The sequence below is a fragment of the Paraburkholderia flava genome (assembly GCF_004359985.1).
Taxonomy (GTDB): Bacteria; Pseudomonadota; Gammaproteobacteria; order Burkholderiales; family Burkholderiaceae; genus Paraburkholderia; species Paraburkholderia flava.
The window spans coordinates 2,391,568-2,416,872 of record NZ_SMRO01000001.1 but is presented as its reverse complement, the minus strand read 5'-3'; the positions used below and the strand labels follow the sequence as shown (position 1 = coordinate 2,416,872).

Below are 25,305 nucleotides of genomic sequence, written 5' to 3'. Positions count from 1 at the left end.
GAATCTTAAGAAATCGCCATCTGAATAGATGACTGTCCCGGTCACACAATGGCGGCGTGACAGGGAATCGGAAAGTAAAACTTATTTATGGTCAGCATTACGTGGACGCAATACGTGTAATGAGTCTGAAGCCTCCATGGACGTGGCAGCAGCGCTGCCGATAGTAGTTTCGCAACTGCAGATTTCAACTGCTCGCACCGGGCTGTTTGCGATATCAGGCAGAATGACCACGCGCCCTCAACCGCTCGACAACCAGTAGCAGCGACGTCGAAAACACAATGAGAATGGTCGCGAGCGCGACGATGGTCGGTGTGATGCTGTCGCGGATGCCGCTGAACATCTGACGCGGCACCGTGACTTGATCCGGTCCCGCGAGAAACAGCGTGATGACGACTTCGTCGAACGACGTCGCGAACGCGAACAATGCGCCCGACAGCACGCCGGGCAGGATCAGCGGCAACGTCACGCGCCAGAATGTTTCGACGGCACCTGCTCCAAGACTACGGCTCGCATTCACGAGCGTGCCGTCGAAGCGCTTCATCGTCGCGCCCACCGTCGTCACCACAAACGGCGCACCCAGCAGCGAATGCGCGATGATCAGACCGCTGAACGTGCCGGCCAGGTGCAGCTTCATATAGAACAGATACAGGCCGACCGCGACCACGACGAGCGGCGCGACCAGCGGCGTGAGAATCAGCGCGGTAAGCAGCCGCTTGCCCGGAAACTCCGCGCGATCCAGACCGAGTGCGCACAACGTACCGAGCACGGTCGCGATCACCGTCGCGCACGGCGCGACGATAAAGCTGTTGCGCACCGCAAGCCACCACGTGTGCGAACCGAACAGCACGTGATACCAGTGCAGCGAAAAATGCCGGATCGGATAGACGAGAAACGAATCGCGCGTGAACGACAGCGGCATCAGCGCGACAATCGGCGCGACGAGATACGCGAGCACGCCGTAGCACAGCGCGCGTTGCGCGACGTACCAGCATTTTTCCGGCCAGCGCGCGAACGGTTCGAATTGAGGAGCGAGTCGCATGTCAGGCACCGGACGTCGTCGGCCGCCACGTCAGCAGCAAACGATAGACGTTGAACAGCAGCACGGTGGCGACGATCAGCAGCAGACTCAGCGCAGCGGCGAGTCCCCAGTTGATCGACGTATTCGTGAAGTACGCGATGTAGTAGCTGAGCATCTGATCGCCCGCGCCGCCCAGCAGTGCCGGCGCGATGTAGTAGCCGAGCGCGCTGATAAAAACCAGCATCACGCCGGCCGCGATACCCGGCACGGTCTGCGGCACATACACGCGCCAGAACGCGCCGAACGGATGACTGCCGAGCGACACGGCCGCCATCTGGAACGTGCGCGGAATACCGCGCATGACGGCGAACAGCGGCAGCACCATCACCGGAATCAGGATATGCACCATCGAAATGATCACGCCCGTGCGGTTGTACAGCAGATCGACCGGCGACTCGATCAGATGCAGCGACAGTGCAATCTTGTTGACCAGGCCCTCGCGCGGCAGCACGACCATCCATGCGGCGATCCGCACGAGAATCGACGTCCAGAACGGAATCAGGATCGCCATCATCACGTATTGCTGCCGACGTCGCGGCAATCCGGCAAGCCAGTACGTCAGCGGATAGCCCAGCAGCAGCACGAGAACGGCAACGGTCGCGCTGATCGAGAACGTACGGCCGAGAATCGGCAGATAGACCCCGGTTCCGTCCGGCATCGGTAGCACGCGACCATCCGGTGTGCGGCGATGATCGAGTGCGCGGAGTAGATAGGCGTCGGTCGTGGGTCGGATTGCGCGTGCGAGCACGCGCCATGTTTGCGGATCGGCCCAGCGGGCATCGAGCGTGACGAGGTCGTGCTGTTGTGCAACTGCTGATGTTTTCTGCGGCGCGGTCTGTGCAGGCGACGCGTTGCCATCGTCCCCCGACGCCTCGTCGAGATGACGACGCGTGCTCATCAACAACGCGCGCATGCCGGGCAGATCGTCGTTGAGCCGCGACGCCGCATCGCCAAGCGTGCCCGCGTTGTCTGCCGCGACGATGTCGGCGGCAAGCGCGGCATACACCGGCGCGGGCGGTGGCGCACCCGCAGCGGTATCGTGAAGCGCAGCGGCCGTCGCTGGAAACGCCGTCGCGACCGCCGGATCCCAAACACTACGCATCATCAGATTGACGATCGGCGCGACGAAGAACACGGCCATAAACACGGCAAGCGGTGCAATCAGCAGCAACGCACCGCGCAGATCGCCGCGCACGCGCCGCGTCCTGACCGCACGCACCCGGCTCTTCGGCGCATCGGATGCTGCCGCGCGTGCGTGACCGGTCAGCGCGCCCGTCGTGTCTGAAGTTGTCGTCATTGCTGATGTCCGGCGTTAGCGCGCCGCCCAGGCCGCGAAGCGCTGGTCGAGATCGTCGCCGTGCTCGTCCCAGAACTCGCGATCGTTCACAAGCCCTTCTTTCGCGTGCTCGGGCGTGTTCGGCAGATTGCTCAACTGCTCCGGCGACATCTTCGCGAGCGCCGCGCGATTCACCGGACCGCCCGGCTGCAGCGCGAGATAAGCGGCCTGCGCGTCGGGCGTGATCGTGAAGTTGATAAATTTGATCGCGGCGTCTTTCATCGGCGAGCCCTTCGGGATCACCCAGTAGTCGTAGTCCGAGATCGCACCGTTCCAGACCAGGTTGAGCGGCTGCCCCGTTTTCTGCGCGGTGATGATCCGTCCGCTGAACACAGTCGACATCGCCACGTCGCCGGACACAAGGAATTGCGCCGGCTGCGCGCCCGCGTCCCACCACTGGATCTCGGGCCGCAGTTCATCGAGCTTTTTGAACGCACGATCGACACCGGCAGGCGTCGCGAGCAGCTTGTACACGTCGGCCGGTTTGACGCCGTCGGCCATCAACGCGAATTCGAGGTTGCCGCGCGCCGTCTTGCGCATGCCGCGCTTGCCGGGAAATTTTTTCGTGTTCCAGAAGTCGGCCCAGCTCGTCGGTGCCGTCTTCGTCAGCTTCGAGTTGTATGCGAACGTATTGGCCCACGCGAACAGGCCCACGCCGCAGCGCGCCTTAGCGGCCTTCGTCAGTTGATCTCGCGCGGGAATCTGCGACCAGTCGATCCGTTCGTACAGTCCCGAATCGCAACCGCGACCGACATCGGTCGATTCGACTTCGACGACGTCCCAGCTGACCTGCTGTCCGTCGACCATCGCTTTCACTTTCGCCTGCTCGCCCGAATACGACGATGCGAGCGTGTCGATGCCGGTCGATTGCTGGAACGGTTTGATGAAAGCGCTCTGCTGTGCGTCCGCAAGCGTGCCGCCGTAATTGACGACCGAGAGCGGACGGGCAAGTGCGAGCTGCGGAATCTGAGCGATGCTCAACGCAACGAGTGCGGACAGAAAGTACCGGATACGCATGATGGACCCCGATGGGTATGTGGTTGGGTACTACACAAAAATACGCAGATAGCGCGCGGGAAACGCGAGCACGAGTTCGCTTCGCGCGGTATCGGGTGCAAGTGGCTCATTGCCGAGCGGCACCTTGACGAAGCCGGTTTCCTGATCGTGCAGCGTGTAACGCACGCGCACGTGATCGCCGAAATACAGCGTTCCTGCGGTGTGTGCTCGGATCACGTTCAGCGCGGGTTCATTCTTCGCAGCGATAGCAGAGGGATCAATCATCGACATCCGTTCAGGCCGCACGCACGCGCGCACCGTATCGCCTACACGCGGCGCGCCCGCCACGCTGCCGATGAGAATCTCGCCCGACGGCAAGCCGATTTCGCCGCGCTCGCCATCGAGTGTGAGCAGGCGTCCCACGAACACGTTGTTATCGCCGACGAAGTTCGCGACGATGTCGTTGGCCGGCGACTCATACAAACGATCCACACGATCGATCTGCTGGATCCGGCCGGCATCGAACACGGCGACGCGATCGGACATCGTCAGCGCTTCGCTCTGATCGTGCGTGACGTAGACGAAGGTCACGCCGAGCGTCTTGTGCAGTTCCTTCAGCTCAATCTGCATGTGTTCGCGCAGACGTTTGTCGAGTGCGCCGAGCGGTTCGTCCATCAGCACGAGACGCGGATTGAACACCAGCGCGCGGGCCAGCGCGACGCGCTGCTGCTGACCACCCGACAGACTCGCGGGCATCCGGTGCGCGAAGTCCTGCATGCGGACCATCTCGAGCGCGCGCTGCACCGCAGCCGCTTTTTCGTTCGCGGGCATGCGCCGCACCGTCAGCGGATAGTCGACGTTCCGCGCGACGCTCATGTGCGGAAACAGCGCGTAGTTCTGGAACACCATGCCGATGCCGCGTTTGTGCGGTGGCATCGTATTGAGCAGCATGTCGCCGAGCCAGATCTCGCCGCGCGTCGGCGACTCGAAGCCGGCCAGCATCATCAGGCACGTGGTCTTGCCCGAACCGGACGGCCCGAGCAGCGACAGGAATTCGCCTTCGAGAATGTCGAGGTCGAGTCCTTCGACAACATTCGTTACGCCGTCGTAGCTTTTGCCGACGTCCCGAAAGCGCACCAGCGGATGATCCAAAGCGCTCATGATGTCTCCGTGTCCGTTCGCGTCGCGTCGTGTCACGACAGCGCGGCGACGACGAGATCGCCCATCTGCGCGGTGCCGACGCGTCGCGTGCCCGGCTCCGCGATATCGGCCGTTCGATAACCCGACGCGAGCACGCGTCGCACCGCGCGTTCGATCCGCAGCGCCGCTTCGTCGTTGCCGAAACTCATGCGCAGCATCATCGCGGCCGACAGGATCGACGCCAGCGGGTTCGCGATGTCCTGCCCTGCAATGTCCGGCGCGCAGCCGTGCACGGGCTCGTAGAGCCCTTTGGTGCCCGCACCGAGCGATGCCGACGGCAACATGCCGATCGAGCCGGTCAGCATCGACGCTTCGTCGGACAGAATGTCGCCGAACAGATTGCCGGTCACGATGACGTCGAACTGACGCGGCGCGCGCAACAGGCTCATCGCTGCGGCATCGACGTACAGGTGATCGAGTTCGACGTCCGGATACGCGCGCCCGACATCGGTCACCACCTCGCGCCACAGCTCCATCGATTCGAGCACGTTGGCCTTGTCGACCGAACACACGCGACGCCGCCGTTTCCTCGCGGTGTCGAACGCGACGATCGCGATACGGCGAATTTCGTTCTCGTCGTAGCGCATCGTGTTAATGCCGACCCGCACGCCCGCTTCTTCATGCACGCCGCGCGGTTCGCCGAAATAGATATCGCCGGTCAGTTCGCGCAGGATCAGCAGATCGAGTCCGTCGATATGCGATGCCTTCAGCGGCGATGCACCCGCGAGCTCGGGATAGCTGACCACCGGCCGGAAGTTCGCGAACAACTGCAGTTCGCGGCGCACGGTCAACAGTGCGTCGCCGGGCCGCAAGCCGCGCGGCAGCGTCTCGTACTGGAAGCCCCCTTCTGCGCCGAACAGGATCGCATCCGCTTCGCGCGCAAGCGCGAGGGTCGCGTCAGGCAGCGGATGGCCACCCGCGTCGTACGCGCAACCGCCGATCAATGCGTGTTCGAATTCGAGCGGCATCCCTTCGCTCGCGAATACCGCGAGGACTTTCATCGCCTGCGCTGTCACTTCGGGGCCGATGCCGTCGCCCGGCAAGACTGCAACCTTCATGGGTTTTCCTTTTGATGCGTCGTGAAGCGTGACGATGTGACCGGTGTGCGGATCGCGTGCGCCTGCTCATAGGCGTCGATCCGCGCGTCCAGTTGCAACGTCACGTCGATTTCGTCGAGACCCGCGAGCAGCGCTTCCTTGTGGAAGGCGTCGATGGCGAAGTGATCCGCGTGACCGTCGGGCGCGACGACCCGTTGCGCCGGAAGATCGATCTGCACCTGTGCGCCCGGTGCATGTGCGACCGCGTCGAACAGCCGCGCGACGAACGCATCGCTCATGCAGATCGGCAGCACGCCGTTCTTCAGACAGTTGTTGAAAAAGATATCGCCGAACGTGGTGCCGATCAGCGCGCGAATGCCGAAGTCGGCAAGCGTGTGAACCGCCTGTTCGCGCGACGATCCGCAACCGAAATTAGGCCCTGCGATCACGATCTGCGCCGCGCTAAACGGCGCGCGGTTCAGCGGAAAATCGTCGCGCCGTGCGCCGGTCGCGATGTCGAAACGCAGGTCGTGAAAACAGTAGCGGCCATAGTCGTCGCGCGGCACGTGCATGAAGCGCGCGGGCAGGATCTGGTCGGTGTCGATGTCGGCGGCCGGCAACGCGACCGCGACACCGTCAATGCGCGAAAGCGGTGTCATCGCGAAGCAGCTCCCGGTAGTCGGTCAGGCAACCCGCGACGGCGGCCGCAGCCGCCATCCCAGGGCTCATCAGATGCGTGCGGACGCCGCGTCCCTGGCGGCCGACGAAGTTGCGATTGGTCGTCGATGCGATTCGCTCGCCCGGCCGCCCTTCGTCGCCGTTGATCGCGAGACACATCGAGCAGCCCGGTTCGCGCCACTCGGCGCCGGCTTCGACGAACACGCGATCGAGTCCTTCGGCAATTGCCGCTGTCTGGACAGTGCGTGAACCGGGCACGATCAGCGTCGGCACGCGTACGCGGCGACCTACGAGCATCGCTGCCGCAGCACGTAGGTCTTCGATGCGGCCGTTGGTGCAGGAACCGATAAAGACACGATCGACGGAGAGACCCGCCATCTGCTGCCCCGGCGTCACACCCATATAGTTCATCGCCGCAGCGAAGCGAGCGCGTTGTGCGGCGTCCTGCGCTTCGTCGATCGACGAAACGTGACCGTCGATGCCCGCCGATTGCGCCGGATTCGTGCCCCACGTCACCATCGGCGCGACACGCGATGCGTCGAGCGCGACACGGCGTGCGAAGTGTGCACCGTCGTCGCTGCGCAGTTCGCGCCAGCGCAACAGCGCGTCGTCCCACGCTGTGCCCTGCGGTGCATACGGACGACCATGCAGATAAGCGAACGTACGCTCGTCGGGTGCGATCAGACCAGCGCGCGCGCCCGCTTCGATCGACATGTTGCACAACGTCATGCGTGCTTCGACGCTGAGCGCATCGATTGCACTGCCGACGTATTCGATCACGTGTCCCGCGCCGCCGGCCACGCCGATCTGCGCGATCAGCGCAAGGATTAAATCTTTTGCGGTAACGCCGAGCGGCAACGTGCCAGTGAGTTGCGCCTGCATCGCAAGCGGCCGCTTTTGCCACAGCGTCTGCGTGGCGAGCACATGGCTCGCTTCGGATGAACCGATGCCGAATGCGAACGCACCGAGCGCGCCATGCGTCGACGTGTGGCTGTCGCCGCACACGACGGTCATGCCCGGCAGCGTCAGACCCAGCTCGGGGCCCGTAACATGGATGATGCCGTGACGCGGGTCATCGAGCGGGAACAGCGATACGTGTTGATCGCGCGTGAAATGCACCAGCCGCTGGACCATCTCGCGCCGTGCATCGTCGACGACATCGGCCACCGAGCGGCCATACGTCGACGCGTAATGATCGGCCATCGCGAACGTCGCGTCGGGGCGGCGCACGCGCAGACCTTTGCGCGCCAGCACGTCGAACGTATCGCGCGGCAGGTCGTCGCCGACGTAATGCCGGTCGATATAGAGCAGCGTGTGGCCGTCGTCGCGTTCGACCACGACGTGCGATTCCCACAGCTTGTCCAGCAAGGTGCGGCGCGCACTCGATGGATGAATCACAGGCACTCCATGCGGATCGCTGCCGGCATGGAGTGGCCGTGCCGGTTAGCGACGATTGATCGATGGAGTGCAGTCTGCGCACGTCAAAATCGTTGCAGAAGACGTATTTCGGAATGCTGGCTGCGTGGTTCGCGATGGCTGGATTGCGTGGGGCAGGAATCAGACGAAATCAGCGGGAGAGAAATTCGACCAGCAGGCGCGTCGCCACCGACATCTCATCGCGCTCGCGCACGCAGATTTTGTGCAGACGATTCGACCAGGCTTCGTCGAGCGGCACTTCGGCGATATGCATCGCGGCCGCGCGGTCGGTCACGAAGTAGTCCGGCACGATGCCGATGCCGAGTCCCGCCTGCGCCATCCGGCACACCGCATCGAAGCCGGCCACGCGAATCCGCGACTTGAGCGTGCGGCCCGCCTCGGCGGCGAGACGCTCGGTGAGGTTCTGGATCGAGCTGTACGGTTCCTGCAGGATCAGCGCGTGATCGAGCAGGTCGACGAAGGTCACGTTACGCCGCCCTACCAGTGCATGTCCCTGCGGCACCACCACGACGAGACGATCGACGTAACACGGCACCACCGTCAGCCCATCGACCGGCTGATCGCCCCAGAAAATACCGAACTCGGCGGCGCCTTCGCGAACCGCGAGCACGGCACCGGTACTCGTGTCCGGTTGCAGATCGACGGTGATGTTCGGGAAATCCCGCATGAAGCGGCTCAGCGCATCGGGGAAAAAACCGAATAGCGCGGACTCGTTCGCGCGTGCGCGCACATGGCCGCGCGCGCCTTGCGTCGTCGACGAAAACTCGCCGATCTCGCTCTCCAGCTGTTCGAGGTCACGCAGAATGCGGCGCGAATGCCGCAGCAGCGCATGACCGGCCGGTGTCAGCGATACGCCGCGCCGATGCCGCTCGAGCAGCGGCACGCGCATCATGTGTTCGAGGTCCGCCAGCCGTTTGCTGACCGCCGACGGCGCCATATGCTCGCGATCCGCTGCACGCGCAATGCTGGTTTCCTCGACGACCGCGATGAAGAGCCGCAGCGTGACCATGTCGATGCGCGACAGCAGATGACTGCGCGTATCGCCGCCTTGCAGCGCAACGGGAAGTTCAGGGGGAGGAAAGCTGGACGCTGACATGAACGGGCGGGAATCTCACGCGAAACGATAGTCTTGATCGGTCGATGGAACGATCGATCAAGGTTATCACAGCAAAAATTCGCGTCATGCCCGGGTCATGCCTAACTCATGCCTGGTGATCAAGCGAGGTGTGTTCGAAGCGTCAAGCCTTGCGCAGAATCGCCTGGACCAGCCCCGCCCGTCCCTCGACGAGATTGCGCGCAAGATTCCCGGCCATCTCGCGAAAGCCGGGACCCATCACGACATGAAGACCCAGCGCGGGCACAGCCTGTTGTTGTGCGCGTTTCCGCTGCACCTCCGCGAACCATTCAATACCAGCAGCGGTGGAGTCGGTCCACGACTCGACGCTAAAGCCTTGCTCGAGCAGCACAGCGCGCATCTGGTCGGCGGTCACGAGAAAGCTCGTGTCGGGCGTGGATGCCCAGGGCACCGGATAATGCAGCGGTTCATCCGATACGGACACGACGTCGAAAATCGCAAACCGACCGCCTCGACGCAATACGCGAAATGCTTCGCCGTAAAGCGCCGAACGATCGGCGATGTTCATCGCGACGTGCTGGGTCCATGCAACGTCGAACGCTTCCGCTTCGAATGGAAGCGCGAGTGCGTTCGCGCATTGATAGGTGACCTGATCGGCGAGTCCGGTTTTCTCCGCGAGAAATGTCGCCGCGTCGACAAAGGACGGACTGAGATCAATACCGCGCACTGTGCTGCCATAGTGCGATGCCAGGTAGCGTGACGGTCCGCCCAGTCCCGAGCCGATGTCGAGAACCTGCGTCGCCTTGTCGAGGTGAAGTGCCTGCGCAAGCTCGATCGTCGCATCGAGACCGCGAGAGTGAAACTGATCCAGCGGCTCCAGATCTTCGGGACGTGGCGCTCTTGCATCGAAACCTGCTGCTATCAGTGCGGCTTTAAGTCGCTCGACGAGACTGCCGCGCTCGTAGTGCGGGTCGACTTGTGCTTCGTTACTCATGCTCTTCTCCGTTGAAATGATGCTTCAGATTCTGTCTATGCCCGTTCCGACGATGCGGCAACGCCAGTTGCGGCATGCTGGGCCGCGACACCGGCACGATGGACCGCTGCAATCTTCCGGCCCGCCAGTTCCGTGGTGACAAGCGCTGCGGCAATAAAGATCGCGGCCACGTACCCGAGGCTATGCGCGCCGACCATCTGAAGCCCTACAGCACCCATGATGCCTGCGGCCGTCGCGCCCAGGAAAGTCGCGGAGTTGTTCAGACCCAGCAGGATCGGAGCCACAGCAGGCGCGATCGTGATGATGCGATGTTGCTGAGGTACGAGAATGGCCCAGCCGCAACCGCCCCACAGGATGACCACCGGAATGGTTGTCCAGAGACTGGCGCCCGCCCACCGCACCAGAAAGAAGTCCACAAGCACAATGGCCAGCAACGCGCCAAGTACCCTGCGCGTACCGATCCGGTCGATCAACCGGCCCACGATGATGTTGGTCACGACACCCGACAGCCCCCACAGAACCAGCGCCGCACTCAGCAGCGCCGGATTGCCGCCAATCGCGCGATCGAACACGACAGCGAAATACGTGTAGACCGTGAAGACCCCCGTGAAGAACAGCAACGTCGACGCGAGCGTGAGTCCCACGCGTGCATCCGCGAGCGGTGCGAGTCGCTTTGCGAGCGGGATCGGCGGGAGCTTGGGGATCTCCGACAGCAACGCGGCCACACCGATGAAGGACAACGCCGCGAGTGCCGCCACGTAGATCATCGTCCAGTGCCAGTTGCCGAGGCCGCCGATGATCGTGCCGATCGGTGCGCCCGTGGCCGTCGAAACGGTCAACCCGGTCAGCACGACTGCGAGCGCAATGCCCCTGCGTTCCGGCGGCACGATCATCGGCGCAGCACCCATTGCCGTCGGAGAAAACATCGCGGCACCAAGGCCCGCGATAGCCCGTGTCGCGAGCGCGATGCCGAAGGTCGGCGCGAACGCCGTGCCGACGTTCGCAATCACGAAGAGCGCAAGCGCTAACAGCAACAGACGTTTGCGCGGAACGCCGGCGGCCAGCGTCGCGAGGACGGGTGACAATATCGCGTACGTGATGGAGTAAACCGTCGTCATCTGCCCTGCCGCGCCGATGCTCACATCGAAACTGCGCGCGATCTCGGGCAGGACGCCCGCCATCACGAAGCTGTCGGTGCCGAGCGCAAACATGCCCAGCGCTAAAACCAGTAATCGTCGATCCATTGGAAATCCTGTTGACGTCAATTCGATGCGAGGTTTTTATCGGTGCGGATAAGGCGAACGGGAGCGGCCTTCTCATTCCGCTTTCGGGGCGTGGGTGACCAACACGACATGACGTGCGTCTTTTCGCGCTGTGGCGCGCGCTTCGTCAATGCCCCTGTGACCGATGCTTGTTGCGATATGCAACAGCGTTGAGTGTAGTGATGCGCACGTCCAGTCGCTATCGTCACAAACGACAACGTTGTGGGCGTTTACGCCAGACGCATCGCCTCAATTCGATGGCGTAAACACCACCAAAATTGGCGTCAAGGACGATAGTCGTTTTTCAGCGCACTGGCTAAAGTCAATTCCCCGAATCGACGTTTTCCAAAGGAGCGCTACATGAAAGTCCTGGCTGTCGGATCTATCGTTAAGCCGGTTTCAGATGAACAACGGAAGGAGATCATGCCGAAGGAGGTACCCGCGACGCTTAAGCACTATCTCGACGGCACGATCGAGCAGTTCTGGTACCGGCAGGATGCACCCGGCGTGATTTTTCTGATGAATGTCGCGTCGGTCGACGAAGCGAAGAGAGAACTCGATACGCTGCCACTCGTGACAGGTGGTTTTGCGAAGTACGATCTGATTCCGGTGGGCCCGCTGGCGCCGTTGGGTTTGCTGATTCAGGGCAAGTAAGCGTGACAAACGCGGCGGCGAATCGTCGCGAGATTCAAATCAACGCACGTGCAGCCCGACGCCGGTTTAAGCCCTCGAACCTCGTCGACGCCGGGCCGCACACTCACATCACTTCCGCCCTTGCACCGTGATCGACACATACCGATCCGGTTGCAGACACGCGATCAACTCGCGCGACTCGCCACCTTCCGGACAGTTCGATCGCGGTTCGCTGGAGCCCACACCCGTCGCATGAATCACATTGCCGTCGAGCCCGCGATCGATCAGATACCCACGCACCGTGTTGGCCCGCGCTACCGACAACGGTCCATTGATCGATGCCGGCCCGAGTCTGTCGGTATGGCCGACGACATCGATACCCGTCACGCCGTCGTGCTGACGGATGCGTTTCGCAATCCGGTCGAGTTCGGTTTTTCCGGCGGGCAGCATCGACTCTGTGCTCGATTTATCGAACGGAAACAGCGCATCGCTTTGCAGCGTGAAGCTCTCGACGGTCTTGTCCGCATGCTCCGGTTTCTCGACCGGCGGGGTGCTGACCGCACTCGCGCCGCACGCGAACAACATGCTGCGAGGATCGCGACGGTTGTCATCGGCAGCGCGCACGCGGTCGGTTTTTTCAATCGACCGCACGGCTTTGTCGCCGCAGATGCGTTCAGCGACCTTCATGCAGGTCGCCGCGCTTTCGAGCAGCCCTCCGCACTCGACCTTGTAGATCTGAACACCGTTGACCATATCGACCGAATAGGCGTTGTAGGTCGGCCCGGACGACGTCGAACAGCCGGTAACGGCCAGCACCGCTCCCGAAAACAGGCTTGCAAAAATAACTCGTTTCATTCTGTGCTCCAAAGAATTTGTTGACGACGCGAGATGCGCGGCGAACCAGCGTCGCGCTATCCACGCGATTTACCATTGCATCGCCGCACCGACACCGACCGTGGTGCCTCCAGGGCTCATGCCGACACCGGCCTTCATCTTGATGTTCTCGGTCAACCGCGCGGTGCCGCCGAGTGCGACCGCCTGATAGCCTCTGAACCCGGCGGTGCCGATGCCGAACGACACCGTCTTGTCCTTGTCGACTTCCGGAATCATCGTCAGTGCCGTCGCGGCGGCGACGCCCGAGTACGCGTTGCGTGCAGTCGAATTGATGCCGTCCTGCAACTGGTTCACGCGTGCATCGGTGTACGCGTTCGCCTGCGAGAGCGCGTTGTTCAGTTGCTGGACGTTGACTGCATCGGTCGGGGCCGTGCCGGCCTGCACGTTGATGATCTGCCGCGCCGAATCGCTCGACCCCACCGACACGACGTTGCTGCGTCCCGCATCGCTGCTGCCCGCGCCGAGCGCCACCGAGTTGTTGCCGCTCGACGAAGACCCCGCACCGATCGCAGTCGACCCGTTACCCGACGCCGTCGAACCGTTGCCCACGGCCGAGCTGCTGGAGCCGGATGCAACAGCACCGAGCCCGCCCGCCGACGAATTCGATCCAGTGGACGACGGTGACGTCGTGGTTCCCGGAGTGGACGTAAAACCGCCACCGGCGTTGTTCTGGTTGATCAACGTGAGCAGTTGCTGATTCACCGCATCGAGCTGCGACACGTTCACCGCATCGGTGCCCGCCTTGCCCGCCGCGACGCCGGTAATCTGCCGGTTGCCGATGTTGACTTCGCCCGCGGACGATTGCGGACTGCTCAACCCGTACGCGATGTAGTTGCTCAACGCGCCGACCGTCGTCACCGATCCCGCACCGAGTGCCACGCTGTTCGCCATCGAGGCGGTCGCGCCGGCGCCGAGCGCCATGCCGTCGATCGCGCTGCTGCGCGAACCCGAACCGATCGCGATGCCGCCCGCGTTCGCCGCGCTCGCGTTTGCGCCCTGGGCGATCGACTGCGCACCGCTTGCTGTCGAACCGCTGCCGAGCGCAATCGCATCCGCCTGCGCCGCGCTCGAGCTTTCGCCGATCGCGACGCCACCAGGTGCCGTCGCATCGACGACCGCGCCGTTGCCGATACCCACACCGTTATCGCCGTTGACGACCGTCGTCGGTCCGACGGCGATCGATTGAGAACCGACCGCAAGCGAATCCGCCGCCGTCGAGTTCGCATGGAAATACAGCTGACCGGTGACGGCGAACGACGACAGCGCACCCGCGAGCTGCCGGATGGTGACCGCATCGTGTGCCTGTGTGCCGTCGGCGACGTTCGTCAACTGGCGATACGTGTTGCCGGTCGCGCTGCCGAGCGACACGGCGCCGAGCAAGGTTTCATCCGACGTGTTGAACGGAATCGAGTGGGTACCGTTCGCGATCGAGCCGACACCGGAGAGCACCGCGCGGTCCGACACCGAGCCCGAGCCGAGCGCGACGCCGCCGGCCACCGACACGTTCGCCTGAGCGCCGATTGCGAGTGCGTTGTCCGCCGCCGCCGTTGCCGCGTTGCCGCCCGCGTAGCTGCTCACGCCGCTCGCCGTCGCACCCACGCCTGCCGCGAGCGAGTTGACGCCGGTCGCGCCGTTGTTGTTGAAGTTGCCGCCCTGCGTGCCGCCGTCGTTGACGCTGTAGTAGTGCGTCGCGCTGGCCGTCACGGTGGACGCGAGATTGTTGATCGCCTGATCGGTTGCGAACAGTTGCGAACCGTTCACCGCATCGGTGCTGGTCCCACTGATCTGGCCAGCCGATACGTTCGTGATCTGGCGCGTCGCGGTCGCCGTGCCGACGCTGACGACGCCGGCAGGCGTACCGCCTGCGTAGTTGAACGTCGCGCCGTTGACCGTGCCGGTCAGCGTCGGAACCGCGGCAGCGGCCACCGTCGCCCCCTGACCCAACGCCACGTTGGAACCCGTCACGCCGGCCGCGATACTCGCGCCCTGACCGAGCACCGTCGAGTTCGCGACGCCGTTGTCCGTCGACTGATTGCCAAGCACCACCGAAGCCGCACCCGTGGCCGTTGCACCGAAACCGCCGGCAGCGGCATTCGCACCCGACGAAACCGGCTGCACCGCCGTCACTGAGTTGTTCGAAACAAACGGACCGACAGTGCCGGTCGTCAGATTGCCGACGGCCTGGTTCGTCGCATACAGTTCGCTGCCGTTCACCGCATCCGTGCTGGTTGCGTTCACGCGGCCCGCGGCGAGGTTGGTGAGCGTGCGTTCGTTGCCGGGCGAGCCGATGCTCACGGTACTGGCCGGCGTCGTGCCCTGCACCGGACTCGTGACACCGCCCACCGTAACCGTGGGCGTAGGCACGGCCGCCGCCGTCGTGCTGCCCGTGCCCAACGCGACCGCGCCGGCGTTGCTGGCCGACGCGCCCGCGCCTAGCGCGATTGCATCCGCCTGGTTCGCCACCGCCGTATCGCCGAATGCAAGCGCGCTCGCACCGGTGGCGTTGCTCGCATTGCCCAGCGCGACCGCACCCTGACCGTTCGCGGTGTTGCCGTTGCCTTGCGCAATCGCGCCCTGGCCGGTCGCCGTGTTGTCCGCCCCCACCGCGATCGCACCGTTACCGTTCGCGCTATTCGGATCGCCGAGCGCGACCGCGCCGTTGCCGGTCGCGGTCTGAGCCTGACCCAACGCGACGGCTCCCGTCCCGCCGAGTACCTTCGAGTTTTGTCCGCCCGCAATCGAACCCGCGCCGGCAGCGGCGGCGACAGAGCTTGTGTCGCCGATCGCAACCGTCGATGCCGCGAGCGCATTCGCGCCATTGCCCACCGCGACCGCGTTGGTGGCATTCGCGACTGCCGTGGTGCCCATCGCGAAGGCATTGACGCCGTTCGCGATGGAGTTGACGCCGAACGCAATCGACGACGCCCCCACGGCATTGGCCGCCCCACCCATCGCGATCGCATTCAGATCGGTCGCACTCGCCGAGAAACCGACAGCCATCGCATGCGTGCCGTTAGCGACCGCCACATCGCCGATCGCAACTGAAGCGTTGCCCGTCGCCGTCGACGAAGCACCCAACGCCGTGGCCAGCAGACTGTTCGCTGTGCTCAGGTTACCCAGCGCGACGGCGCTGTCGTTCGTCGCCTGAGACTGCCCGCCGACAGCGATCGCGTTGTTACCCGATGCAACGGCGCCGGCCGTGCCGTTGCCACCCAACGCGACAGCGCCTACGCCGGAGGCCTGCACCGCTGTCGCGACGGTGGTGCCACCCATACCCAATGCTGTCGAATTGACACCCGTGGCCTGCGCCAGCATACCGATGGCCGTGGATTGCGCGCCCGATGCCTTGGCCCTCGATCCCACGGCCGTACTCCAGACTCCCGTGCCGATGGCTGCATTGCCGATCGCCACGCTTTGCATGCCAGCGGCAGTCGTACCGTTACCCAGTGCAACGGCTTCGAATGTCGTCGCCGTCGTGCCGTCCGGAAGGACGGCGCCCGACGCGCCGACTGCCTGGGCATTCGCGCCGATGGCGATCGGTGAACCGCCTGCGCCTGTGACGACGGCCTTGGCTCCACCGCCGAGCGCGACGGCGGGCCCATCGACCGTGCTGGCCGTCGCGTTAACGCCGATTGCTGTTGTGTTCTGCCCCAGCGCCTGCGCCCCTATGCCTGCGGCGAACGCGTTCGCTCCGTTGCCAACGGAGTTGGTACCAAACGCAATCGACGCAGAGGTCAATGCCTGGGCGGCCTGGCCGAGCGCAAACGCGTTCGTGCCGGTCGCTCTCGCGTCGTAGCCGATCGCCATCGCATTCAGGCCATTGGTGGCGCTGATATAACCGATCGCGATCGATGCATCGCCCGACGCGACATTGGAAATGCCCAGCGCAATCGAATCCTTGCCGTTCGACACGGCGCCGTTCCCGACAGCCACAGCCGCCGCGCCCACCGACGTCGCGCCGACACCCACTGCAGTGGAGTCACCTCCCGATGCGGTTGCACTCCCACCCAGCGCAGTGTCGCCGGCATTGCCGGCGGTGGACTGAAAGCCCACGCATGACGAACTACCGTTGTAGGCGTTGAACGGCGACCCGGCGCAGCTCACCTGCGCCTGCGCCTGGGCGCCCCATCCACCCATGCCGGCCAGCAACAACGCAGCCAGAACGCGCGGACGGGAACCATGCAGCGATGCAGCGCTGCGTCCGTCGCAGACGGCGGCGCTCGCTCCCGACCTGCCCTTGCCGCACGATCGGTCGAGTTCCGACGCTGCGACAAACGCGCCCAATGCCTTGTTCCAGATAGTCCGATATGCCTTGTTCATTTCATGTCCTCAGAAAGTAAATGGATTGATGCGAGTTACATAGAGACGAGCGCAGTCACTCGACCTTTATTTAGGATCACTACATGTAGTGAACAAAGGTTCGAGTTGCGGGTGCTACTGCTTTCAGCGCCGGAATTTGCACGTCCGCGTCCGGCCTCGATGACGGATCTTTAGCGCGAGCGAATCCCGTCCCCCTGGCAGGAGGAAGAATTCACGCGGGCAAACGACCCGTGAACGCGGCTAGACGGCTTGCGTTTTCATACGACCTGACCGCACAGACGGTGTGCGGGCCGGCGTTTCAGGAAGGTCCGAAGAGATGCCGTAGAAAGACGGGAACAGTGTGACGAGGCACAGACAGCTCGCCTGGATGAGACCTTTCTTGTACCGGGCTTGCGCCCAGCGCTTTTATATCTGGAATGCTCATGGTTACCGAACCCCCTCAGTAAACTGCCGCTTCCTCGCATACGGCCGGGTAAATGATCGATGCGACGCGGTCCGCGCCGCATTTCACTCGACAGCGTATTCGAGCACTATTTGGGACGACGACCATTAGAGTAATTCCGTTGGCCCGCATTTCTTGTCATCGTTCAATGTAACGAATAGTAATTTCAGTGCTCGGCGCAACTTTCTCATATGAATTTTTATTTGTCCACTTAGAGTTATTTTTAATAATGTGGCATTGCCAAATTTAACAATTCGACCATTGATGCGTGCACAGGATATTCCACGGCGGGAGCCTCGCGTTTCATCTAGCAGTGCTTCTCATTCCACACGGTGGAAGTGTCTATTCGCTCAGACTCAGGCTACATGCGGCTTTCAAGGCGGTGTCGGTACCGCGGAAAATTCCCGTTCGCGATGGCCGGTAAAGGCCTTCGATCGAAAGCCGTCAGACGGAAATGTCACGATTGCAAAGCCCGTTCACCTTGAAATGACATGGGAATTCATATGAGTGTCATTGACCGGGCGAGAAGAAATTATGAATTCCTATAAGGATTTTTTTATTCAATAACGGCATGCTGACAGATACTTTCTTGCATTGCGCACACAGATATCCAGCAGACCGAGACTGTTATTTCTGCCCGATTTCGGTGCAAACGGCTATTTCCCATTGCATTAAAAGCGGGGCGAACATCGGTAATGAAAGGCTTGGGGAAGGCGCGGCTGGCGCTGGGAATGCGTTCGGATCTGATTGCCGCATGGCCGATTGCGAGCGGCCATGCGCACCGCTCCACCACGAGCAGACACTACGCCGTAATCGCAGGATTAATTGCGGCGCAAAGGATGCGACTCACCCAGCGGCCCCAACCCAATGCCCTGAATGATCGAGAAAACGACCCGCAGCGCCTCGACATCCGGCTGCAAAGGAAGCGGTTCGCGCAGGCTTCTGAGGAAGAAGCCGGTGAGACCTGAGTGAATGATTGCCGCGGCACGCTGCGCATCCAGATCGGGACGCAACTGGTTGCGCGACATCGCCGCACGCAGCGCGTGTTCTATCTGCGTTTCGGCGTGACGTCGGCTGCTGTCCATCCTGTGCCAGAACACCTCGGTCTCGACCGACAGTTCGCAGCGCGACAGCAGGATCGTATAGAGGCGTCGCGCGGAGCCGGTGGACAACACCTGCGTGAGTAGTGCAACGAGGTTTCGCTGAAGTTGCCCGAGCGGATCGTCGCCCCATCCGCCGCTCTCGACGATAAACGGATCCACCGGCAACGACGCGTCGCTGAACAGCGCCTCGAATACCGCCAGCTTGTTTCTGAAGTGTCCGTACACGGCACCGCGGGTAACACCCGCTGCGTCAGCGACATCCGACAGCGATGCACGCGACAGACCATGCTGGATAAAGACGTGTTCGGCGGCGTCCAAAATGTGCGCTCGCGTATCGAGCGCATGTTTTCTGGTTCGTTTCATGCCCGGAGCCCTGCCGAACAGTAGTGCGCGCCGGGATGGCGCTGAAACAGGTTGAGCGGCGCATTCGTCGCGCGATGGAACCGATGGTCCGGCTCATACGCTCGCGAACGCGCCGCTACCGGCGCAGCGAACTTCGTCAGGCGTTGCTCTCGCCTTCGTGCCCTTCTGCAAGACGCAGCTTGTGCGTGACTTCGTCGAGCTTGTCGCCGAGCATCCGGCGCACCGACACATAGAACACCGGAATCAGCAGCAAGCCGAACACGGTTGCGAACAACATGCCGCCGATCACGCCCGTGCCGATCTCATGCCGCGACGATGCACCCGCACCCGACGAGATCACCAGCGGGAACACGCCGAGAATAAACGCCATCGACGTCATCAGAATCGGGCGCAACCGCAGCTTCGCGGCGTTCAGCGTGGCCTCGTACAGCGTCATCCCGTGAGCCTGCCCGTCCACCGCAAACTCGACGATCAGAATCGCGTTCTTCGCCGCCAGCCCGATCACCGTCACCATCCCGATCTTGAAGTAGATGTCGTTCGGAACGTTGAACAGCAGACAGAACGTCAGCATGCCCAGCAAGCCCAGCGGCACCACCAGCAGCACGGCAACCGGAATCGACCAGCTTTCGTACAGCGCGGCAAGACACAGGAACACGATCACGATCGACAGAACCGTCAGCAGCGTCGCCGAATTCCCGGCCAGGATTTCCTGATACGACTGTCCTGTCCAGTCCGCTGCAAAACCCGGCGGCAACGACTTGTTGACCATGTTCTGGATCGTGTCCATCGCCTGGCCCGTCGAGTAACCGGGCGCCGCATTGCCGACGATCTCGATTGCCGAATAGCCGTTGTAACGCGGTAGTGCCTGCGGACCCACGCTCCAGTTCGTCCTCACGACGCTCGACAGCGGCACCATGTTGTACGGACTGATCGCGCTGTTGCTGACCGACGGATTGCCCGGCGTCTGATAGCCGCTCGCGTTGGTTGCGGTGACCGTGCTGCTCGAACTGGTCGTCGACGACGTGCCCGTCACACCGGTCGGCGTGAACGTGTGCTGCAGCGCGTCGAGTCCCATCCGGAACGGTGCATCGGCTTCCACATACACGCGCTTCACCCGGCCGCCGTACGTGAACTGGTCGATGTAGTTCGGCGCGAGCTGCATCTGGATCGCGGCATATACGTCGCTCAGCGACAGGCCCATCGACTGCGCCTGCACGCGATCGACGGTCAGCTGCAACTGCGGTGCCTCAGGCAACGAGTTCGGCCGGATCCCGTAAAGCACGGGGCTCTTGCTCGCGAGACCCAGCAACATGCCGGTCGCCTTGCCCAGTTCTTCCCGCGATTGCCCGGAACGCGCCTGCAGGTACATGTCGACGCCGCCGAACTGGCTCAAGCCCTGAATGGTCGGCAGATTCACGACGAAGATCTGCGCATCGGTAATGCCGTGCAGGATCCCATTGGCCTGCGGGATCAGCTGCATCGCCGTTTTCGAGCGTGCCTTCCAGTCAGTCAGCTTGATAAAGACCATGCCGACGTTTTCGCTGTTACCGACGAAGCTGAAACCCTTGACGTTGAAGATCCCCGCAATGTCCTTGCCGATGTCGCTATTCTTCAGCTTGTCGTTGATCTCGGTCATCACCTTGTCGTTGCGCTCGAGCGTCGCACCGGTCGGCAAGCTGACGAGCGCCAGCATGAAGCCCTGATCTTCGTCCGGAACGAAAGCGGTCGGCAGCCGGGTAAACAGGAACCCGGTCAGTACCGCGACCAGCGCGAACAGGATCATCCAGCGCGGCGCGTGGCGAACCGCGCGGCCGACCTGGCCGAAATACGACGTGCTCAGCCGGTCGAACGCCTTGTTGAACCAGCGGTAGATGGCATTCGATTTCTGATCATGTGTCGGCTTCAGCAGCGCGGCACACAGCGACGGCGTGAACGACATCGCGAGGAATGCCGAGAAGCCCATCGAGATCGCGATGGTCAACGCAAACTGCGCGTAGATGATGCCGATCGCACCCGGTTGAAACGCGGACGGCACGAACACCGCAATCAGCACCACGGTAATCGCGACGATGGCGCCGGTGATCTGACCCATCGCCTTGCGCGTCGCCGGTTTTGGATCGAGCTTCTCGTCGGTCATTATTCGCTCGACGTTCTCGATCACGACGATCGCATCGTCGACGATAATCCCGATCGCGAGCACCATACCGAACAACGTCAGCTGATTGAGCGAGAAATTCAACGCCTTCAACCCGATGAACGTCCCCAGCAGCGCAACCGGAATGACCAGTGTCGGAATGATCGTCGCGCGGAGGTTCTGCAGGAAGATCAGCATCACGAAGAACACCAGCACAATCGCTTCGACCAGCGTGCGGACCACGTCGGAGATCGATGCCGTGATGAACGGGGTCGTGTCGTAAGGCACGTCCCACGTCACGCCGGCCGGCAGATCCTTCGCGAGGACCGCCATTTCGGCCTTGACCGCCTTCGCGACCGACAGTGCGTTCGAACCGGGCAGCAGGTACAGACCCATACCACCCGCCGCCTTGCCGTTAAACGTCGCGGACGAACCGTACGACTGCGCGCCGAACGTGATGCGCGCGACGTCGCTCAGGCGCACCACCGTACCGGTGTTGGTCGTCACCAGAATGATGTTCTTGAACTGATCGAGCGACGAGAACAGCTTGTCGCCGGACACGGTTGCCGTGAACACCTGCCCCTTCACAGCCGGGTCCGCGCCGAGCGCGCCGGTCGCGAACTGCGCATTCTGCGACGTGACCGCGTTGAGCACCTGGGTCGTCGACAGCCCGTAGCCTTGCAGCTTGTCCGGATCGATCCAGATCCGCACCGCGTATTCCGAACCCAGCTGGAACGTATTGCCGATCCCGTTGACCCGCGCGATCACCGGCTGGATCTGCGAAGCGACGATGTCGCTCAGGCGCGATGCGTCGATGTTCGGATTGCTGGACTGCAAGCTGATGAACATCAGAATGTCCGGGCTCGCCTTCGCCACCACCACGCCTTGCTGCGTCACTTCGGTCGGCAGCAGCGGCTGCGCGAGCTGGACCTTGTTCTGCACCTGAACTTCGGCGATGTCGGGGTTCGTGCCGGTCGCGAAGCTCAGCGTGATCGTCGCTGTGCCGTTACTGCCGGACGTCGAGTTGAAGTACAGCAGGTTGTCGATGCCGGTCAGCTGCTGCTCGATCACCTGCGTCACCGTCGATTCCATCGTGGCCGCATTCGCGCCCGGATAGGTCGCGGTGATCGTCACTTCGGGCGGCGCGATGTCGGGGTACGACGCAATCCCCATGCGCGTCAGCGAAATGACGCCTAGCAGACAGATCAGAATAGGGATCACCCACGCAAAGACCGGGCGATCGATAAAGAAACGTGGCATGAGTCAAACTCCTTACGACTTGTTGCCAGCGGGTTGAGCGCCCGACGCGGGTGCGGCGCCGGCCTGCGCCGAACTCGCGCCAGCCGGTGCGCCGGCCGCCGGTGCCTGCACGGGGCTGGCCTTCACAGGCGTCCCTTCGCGCGCGCCCAGCAACCCTGTCACGATCACCTGATCGCCTTCCGCGATGCCGCCCGTGACGATCCAGTCGTGCTGATAGCTTTCCGACGTGACGACGTCCTTGCGCACGGCCTTGCCGTCCGCGCCGACGGTCATCACATACGCGCCGACGGTATCGCGCTGCACGGCTTCCTGCGGAATCAGGAACACCTTGTTCTGCTGACCGAGTGCGACCTTCAGCGATACGTACATGCCGGGCAGCAGCTGATGTTGCGGATTCGGCAGCTTCGCGCGCAGATTGACCGCACCGGTGGTCGAATTCACTTCGACGTCGGAGAAGTCGAGCGTGCCCGTCTGATCGTACGGACGACCGTTAGGCAGCACCACCTGCACGGCGATGTCGTTCTGCGCGTTGAGCGCGACGTTGCCTGTGCTTTGCGCCTGACGCAGCGTGATCAGATCGGCGGCGCTGATCGTGGTGTTCACGTACAGCGGGTCGATCTGCTGCACGGTCGTGAGCAGCGTGCCGCTCGAACCGCTGTCGGTCGTGCCGGAGCCGACCACCGCGCCGACCGTGACCTGCTGCTGTCCTGCGATGCCGCTGATCGGCGACGTGACCTTGGTGTAACTGAGGTTCACGCGCGCACCGTCGACCGCCGCCTGGTCCGCCTTGACCTTCGCCGCGGCGCTGCGTTCGGCGGCGTCCGCATCGTCGACGCTTTGTTGCGAGACCGAACCGATCGGCAGCAGCTTGTGCAGACGCTGCGCGGTGACGCGGTTGTTGACGTAGGTCGCCTGATCCTGCGCGAGCGTGGCGAGGTCGCTGTTCAGCACCGACTGGTAGAAGGTCGGATCGATTTCGAACAGCACCTGCCCCGCTTTCACAGTGGAGCCTTCCGTATAGGCGCGCTTGACCAGCACGCCTGATACGCGCGCCGTCACGTTGGCGCTGTAATAGGCCGACAGCCGACCGACAAGATCGCGGTTCAGCGGCACCGTCTTCAGCTCGGCCTTCATCACGCCGACCTGCGGCGGCGGCGGCGCCGGTGGAGTGCCCTTGCTGCAGGCAACCAGAGCGAGAAAACTAAAGGACAGTAGCGACGCGCGCACAGGCAGTAACGTCATAGGACACCATGCTTGCATGATCGTGGAAATGGAAAGGACCGGGAGTCGATGCGAAACGATCCGTCATGGACCGTCCCCGAACTCCGGTCTGAGTAGACCGCTTGTGATGCGCAATACAACGCGTGACCGGAACGTCGCAGCTGAACCGGACATGGCGAATCAAACAGGAAACCTGCGGCGACGAGTCTGCGCATCCTACTGCGCCGGAGCGGCCGATGTGGACGCCGCCGCCGACGTGGGCGCCGACACCTGCCCGGACGATGCGACGGTATCGGCTGCCCGCTCCTTCGCGTCATCCCACTGCCAGCCGCCACCGAGGTTCTTCACCAGCGCAACGCTGCTCTGCGTCAGCAACGCCTGCGTATCGACCAGATTTTGCTGGGCGAGCAACAGCGTGAGTTGCTGGTTCAGCAGGCTCAGCTCGCTGATCGTGCCCACCTCGAACTGCGTGTGCACGTTGCCGAACAGCTGCTGGTTGCGCTTGTAGATGTTCGTGAAGGCATCGGCCTGCTGCTGCAGATGGTTCCACGACGACAGGTTGTCCTCGACGTTCTGGAATGCAGTCAGTACCGCCTGCCGGTACGCGGCGGCATTTTCGTCATAGGTCGCACGCGCTTCGCGTACTGCTGCCGTACGTGCACCGCCGTCGAAAATCGTCGCGGCCAGATCAGGGCCGAGAGTCCAGAAGCGGTTCGGCAGCGAGAACAGATGCGCGAGCGTGTTGTGCTGGTAGCCGCCTTGTGCGGACAACGTCAGCGTCGGGAAAAAGGCCGCTTCCGCTGCGCCGATCTTCGCGTTCGCCGCTGCTGCGTTGCGCTCCGCACTCACGACGTCGTAGCGACGTTCGAGCAGTTGCGACGGCAACGCGAGCGGCACAGCCGGCGTGACGAATGCGTACTGACGTTCGGGTTCGATCGAGAAGCCGCCGGGCGGTACGCCGATCAGCACCGCAATCGCATGCTCGTATTGCTCGCGGGCAATCTGCGTGGTCTGCAGATCGGCGATGATGAGTTCGAGCGTGTCCTGTGCGGTCAGCACGTCGTCGCTCGACGAATTGCCGAACTTGAAGCTTGCCTGCGTCATGTCGAGGATGCGCTGGTCGATCTGTTGCTGCTGCTTCAGCAGATCGATGTCGACGTCGGCCTGGCGTAACTGGAAGTAATTGGTCGCGACGCTCGCAGCAATCGACAGACGCTCGCCGGCAAGCTGTGCATCGCTCGCCTGTGCGCTCGCTCTCGCCGATTCGACTTCGCGCCGCAGTTCGCCCCACAGATCGATTTCCCAGCTGGCCGCGAGGTTGACGTTGGCCGAATTGCGCACGCCCGGTATCGATGCGCTCGACGAACTCGTTCCCGCTGCGGCGGCGCCCGCCCCGGTGCCCGAGCGCGAACCCGATGCGCCGGCAGTGATAGTCGGGAACAGTGTCGACGTATTCGCGAGCACGGTAGCCTGCGCGAGCCGGTAAGCGGCTTCCGCCTGAGCGATCGACTGATTCGCCTTAAGCGACTGCTCGACCAGTTGTGTCAGCTTGTCGTCGTGATAGTCGAGCCACCATGTACTGGACAGCGAGGCCTGCGGATTGGCCTGGGCCCGTTGCCAGTCGACGCCTTCCTTAAAACTCGCGGGAATCTCGACCACCGGTTTGCGATAGTCAGGTCCGAGCGCACAACCCGCAGCAATGAACATCGCAGCGGCCATACAACCGTACTGCAGCACGCGCTTGCCTGCGCGCGCCACGGGCAACTTTCGGATACCAAAGCTGGGAGATGCGTTCATTCACGACCCTGCGGATGGGGATTGACCCTGGAACAATTTGGTCCA

General features: G+C 62.9%; 17 protein-coding genes. 1 reads left to right on the top strand and 16 read right to left on the bottom strand.

What is annotated here, in order from left to right; all coding sequences use genetic code 11:
- Nucleotides 1-214: 214 nt before the first annotated feature.
- The 10 genes from E1748_RS10750 to E1748_RS10705 form a co-directional block, all read right to left on the bottom strand.
- Complete coding sequence (locus tag E1748_RS10750) at nt 215-1,039, bottom strand: ABC transporter permease (protein ID WP_133647063.1); 825 nt, start codon at nt 1,037-1,039, stop codon at nt 215-217.
- Between the two features lies 1 nt (nt 1,040).
- A complete protein-coding gene (locus E1748_RS10745; protein WP_133647062.1) occupies nt 1,041-2,375 on the bottom strand; it encodes an ABC transporter permease in 1,335 nt (444 codons plus the stop codon).
- A gap of 15 nt (nt 2,376-2,390) precedes the next feature.
- Nucleotides 2,391-3,431: an ABC transporter substrate-binding protein gene (locus tag E1748_RS10740; protein WP_133647061.1), complete on the bottom strand. Its 1,041-nt coding sequence runs from the start codon at nt 3,429-3,431 to the stop codon at nt 2,391-2,393.
- Between the two features lie 30 nt (nt 3,432-3,461).
- Nucleotides 3,462-4,571 carry an ABC transporter ATP-binding protein gene (locus E1748_RS10735; protein WP_133647060.1) on the bottom strand — a complete coding sequence of 370 codons (1,110 nt, stop codon included), beginning with the start codon at nt 4,569-4,571 and terminating at the stop codon, nt 3,462-3,464.
- 32 nt (nt 4,572-4,603) lie between these two features.
- Nucleotides 4,604-5,668, bottom strand: coding sequence for a 3-isopropylmalate dehydrogenase (gene leuB, locus E1748_RS10730; RefSeq protein ID WP_133647059.1), 1,065 nt, complete (start codon nt 5,666-5,668; stop codon nt 4,604-4,606).
- Nucleotides 5,665-6,306: a 3-isopropylmalate dehydratase small subunit gene (leuD, locus tag E1748_RS10725; RefSeq protein ID WP_133647058.1), complete on the bottom strand. Its 642-nt coding sequence runs from the start codon at nt 6,304-6,306 to the stop codon at nt 5,665-5,667. Before leuD ends, leuB begins: the two co-directional genes overlap by 4 nt.
- Nucleotides 6,284-7,723, bottom strand: coding sequence for a 3-isopropylmalate dehydratase large subunit (gene leuC, locus E1748_RS10720; RefSeq protein ID WP_338119583.1), 1,440 nt, complete (start codon nt 7,721-7,723; stop codon nt 6,284-6,286). Before leuC ends, leuD begins: the two co-directional genes overlap by 23 nt.
- Nucleotides 7,724-7,892: 169 nt before the next feature.
- Complete coding sequence (locus tag E1748_RS10715) at nt 7,893-8,858, bottom strand: LysR family transcriptional regulator (RefSeq protein ID WP_133647056.1); 966 nt, start codon at nt 8,856-8,858, stop codon at nt 7,893-7,895.
- Nucleotides 8,859-9,000: 142 nt separating this feature from the next.
- Nucleotides 9,001-9,831 (bottom strand): class I SAM-dependent methyltransferase, encoded by an 831-nt coding sequence (locus E1748_RS10710; RefSeq protein ID WP_133647055.1) that lies wholly within the window; start codon nt 9,829-9,831, stop codon nt 9,001-9,003.
- Between the two features lie 35 nt (nt 9,832-9,866).
- Entirely contained in the window at nt 9,867-11,075 is a 1,209-nt protein-coding gene (locus E1748_RS10705; RefSeq protein WP_133647054.1) for an MFS transporter, read from the bottom strand.
- Nucleotides 11,076-11,516: 441 nt separating this feature from the next.
- Between E1748_RS10705 and E1748_RS10700 the strand changes: the two genes are divergently transcribed.
- Nucleotides 11,517-11,747: a hypothetical protein gene (locus tag E1748_RS10700; protein WP_240766452.1), complete on the top strand. Its 231-nt coding sequence runs from the start codon at nt 11,517-11,519 to the stop codon at nt 11,745-11,747.
- A gap of 108 nt (nt 11,748-11,855) precedes the next feature.
- Here E1748_RS10700 and E1748_RS10695 read toward each other — a convergent pair whose 3' ends face one another.
- The 6 genes from E1748_RS10695 to E1748_RS10670 all read right to left on the bottom strand — a co-directional run bounded on the left by E1748_RS10695 (nt 11,856) and on the right by E1748_RS10670 (nt 25,260).
- A complete protein-coding gene (locus E1748_RS10695) occupies nt 11,856-12,581 on the bottom strand; it encodes an OmpA family protein (RefSeq protein ID WP_133647052.1) in 726 nt (241 codons plus the stop codon).
- Between the two features lie 69 nt (nt 12,582-12,650).
- A complete protein-coding gene (locus E1748_RS10690) occupies nt 12,651-16,940 on the bottom strand; it encodes a YadA-like family protein (RefSeq protein ID WP_133647051.1) in 4,290 nt (1,429 codons plus the stop codon).
- A 1,263-nt stretch (nt 16,941-18,203) separates the two neighbouring features.
- Nucleotides 18,204-18,848 (bottom strand): TetR family transcriptional regulator, encoded by a 645-nt coding sequence (locus tag E1748_RS10685; RefSeq protein WP_133647050.1) that lies wholly within the window; start codon nt 18,846-18,848, stop codon nt 18,204-18,206.
- A gap of 136 nt (nt 18,849-18,984) precedes the next feature.
- The gene (locus tag E1748_RS10680; RefSeq protein WP_133647049.1) at nt 18,985-22,242 is read right to left on the bottom strand and encodes an efflux RND transporter permease subunit; all 3,258 of its coding nucleotides are present in this window, start codon (nt 22,240-22,242) and stop codon (nt 18,985-18,987) included.
- Between the two features lie 12 nt (nt 22,243-22,254).
- The gene (locus E1748_RS10675; RefSeq protein WP_133647048.1) at nt 22,255-23,484 is read right to left on the bottom strand and encodes an efflux RND transporter periplasmic adaptor subunit; all 1,230 of its coding nucleotides are present in this window, start codon (nt 23,482-23,484) and stop codon (nt 22,255-22,257) included.
- Between the two features lie 195 nt (nt 23,485-23,679).
- Nucleotides 23,680-25,260: an efflux transporter outer membrane subunit gene (locus E1748_RS10670; RefSeq protein WP_133647047.1), complete on the bottom strand. Its 1,581-nt coding sequence runs from the start codon at nt 25,258-25,260 to the stop codon at nt 23,680-23,682.
- Nucleotides 25,261-25,305 lie beyond the last annotated feature (45 nt).

Coding starts and splice junctions, on each gene's coding strand:
- E1748_RS10690 (WP_133647051.1), bottom strand. CDS start 16,940: ATGAACAAGGCATATCGGACTATCTGGAACAAGGCATTGGGCGCGTTT.
- E1748_RS10745 (WP_133647062.1), bottom strand. CDS start 2,375: ATGACGACAACTTCAGACACGACGGGCGCGCTGACCGGTCACGCACGC.
- E1748_RS10685 (WP_133647050.1), bottom strand. CDS start 18,848: ATGAAACGAACCAGAAAACATGCGCTCGATACGCGAGCGCACATTTTG.
- E1748_RS10700 (WP_240766452.1), top strand. CDS start 11,517: ATGCCGAAGGAGGTACCCGCGACGCTTAAGCACTATCTCGACGGCACG.
- E1748_RS10675 (WP_133647048.1), bottom strand. CDS start 23,484: ATGACGTTACTGCCTGTGCGCGCGTCGCTACTGTCCTTTAGTTTTCTC.
- E1748_RS10715 (WP_133647056.1), bottom strand. CDS start 8,858: ATGTCAGCGTCCAGCTTTCCTCCCCCTGAACTTCCCGTTGCGCTGCAA.
- E1748_RS10735 (WP_133647060.1), bottom strand. CDS start 4,571: ATGAGCGCTTTGGATCATCCGCTGGTGCGCTTTCGGGACGTCGGCAAA.
- E1748_RS10750 (WP_133647063.1), bottom strand. CDS start 1,039: ATGCGACTCGCTCCTCAATTCGAACCGTTCGCGCGCTGGCCGGAAAAA.
- E1748_RS10695 (WP_133647052.1), bottom strand. CDS start 12,581: ATGAAACGAGTTATTTTTGCAAGCCTGTTTTCGGGAGCGGTGCTGGCC.
- E1748_RS10710 (WP_133647055.1), bottom strand. CDS start 9,831: ATGAGTAACGAAGCACAAGTCGACCCGCACTACGAGCGCGGCAGTCTC.
- leuB (WP_133647059.1), bottom strand. CDS start 5,668: ATGAAGGTTGCAGTCTTGCCGGGCGACGGCATCGGCCCCGAAGTGACA.
- E1748_RS10705 (WP_133647054.1), bottom strand. CDS start 11,075: ATGGATCGACGATTACTGGTTTTAGCGCTGGGCATGTTTGCGCTCGGC.
- E1748_RS10740 (WP_133647061.1), bottom strand. CDS start 3,431: ATGCGTATCCGGTACTTTCTGTCCGCACTCGTTGCGTTGAGCATCGCT.
- E1748_RS10670 (WP_133647047.1), bottom strand. CDS start 25,260: ATGAACGCATCTCCCAGCTTTGGTATCCGAAAGTTGCCCGTGGCGCGC.
- E1748_RS10680 (WP_133647049.1), bottom strand. CDS start 22,242: ATGCCACGTTTCTTTATCGATCGCCCGGTCTTTGCGTGGGTGATCCCT.
- leuD (WP_133647058.1), bottom strand. CDS start 6,306: ATGACACCGCTTTCGCGCATTGACGGTGTCGCGGTCGCGTTGCCGGCC.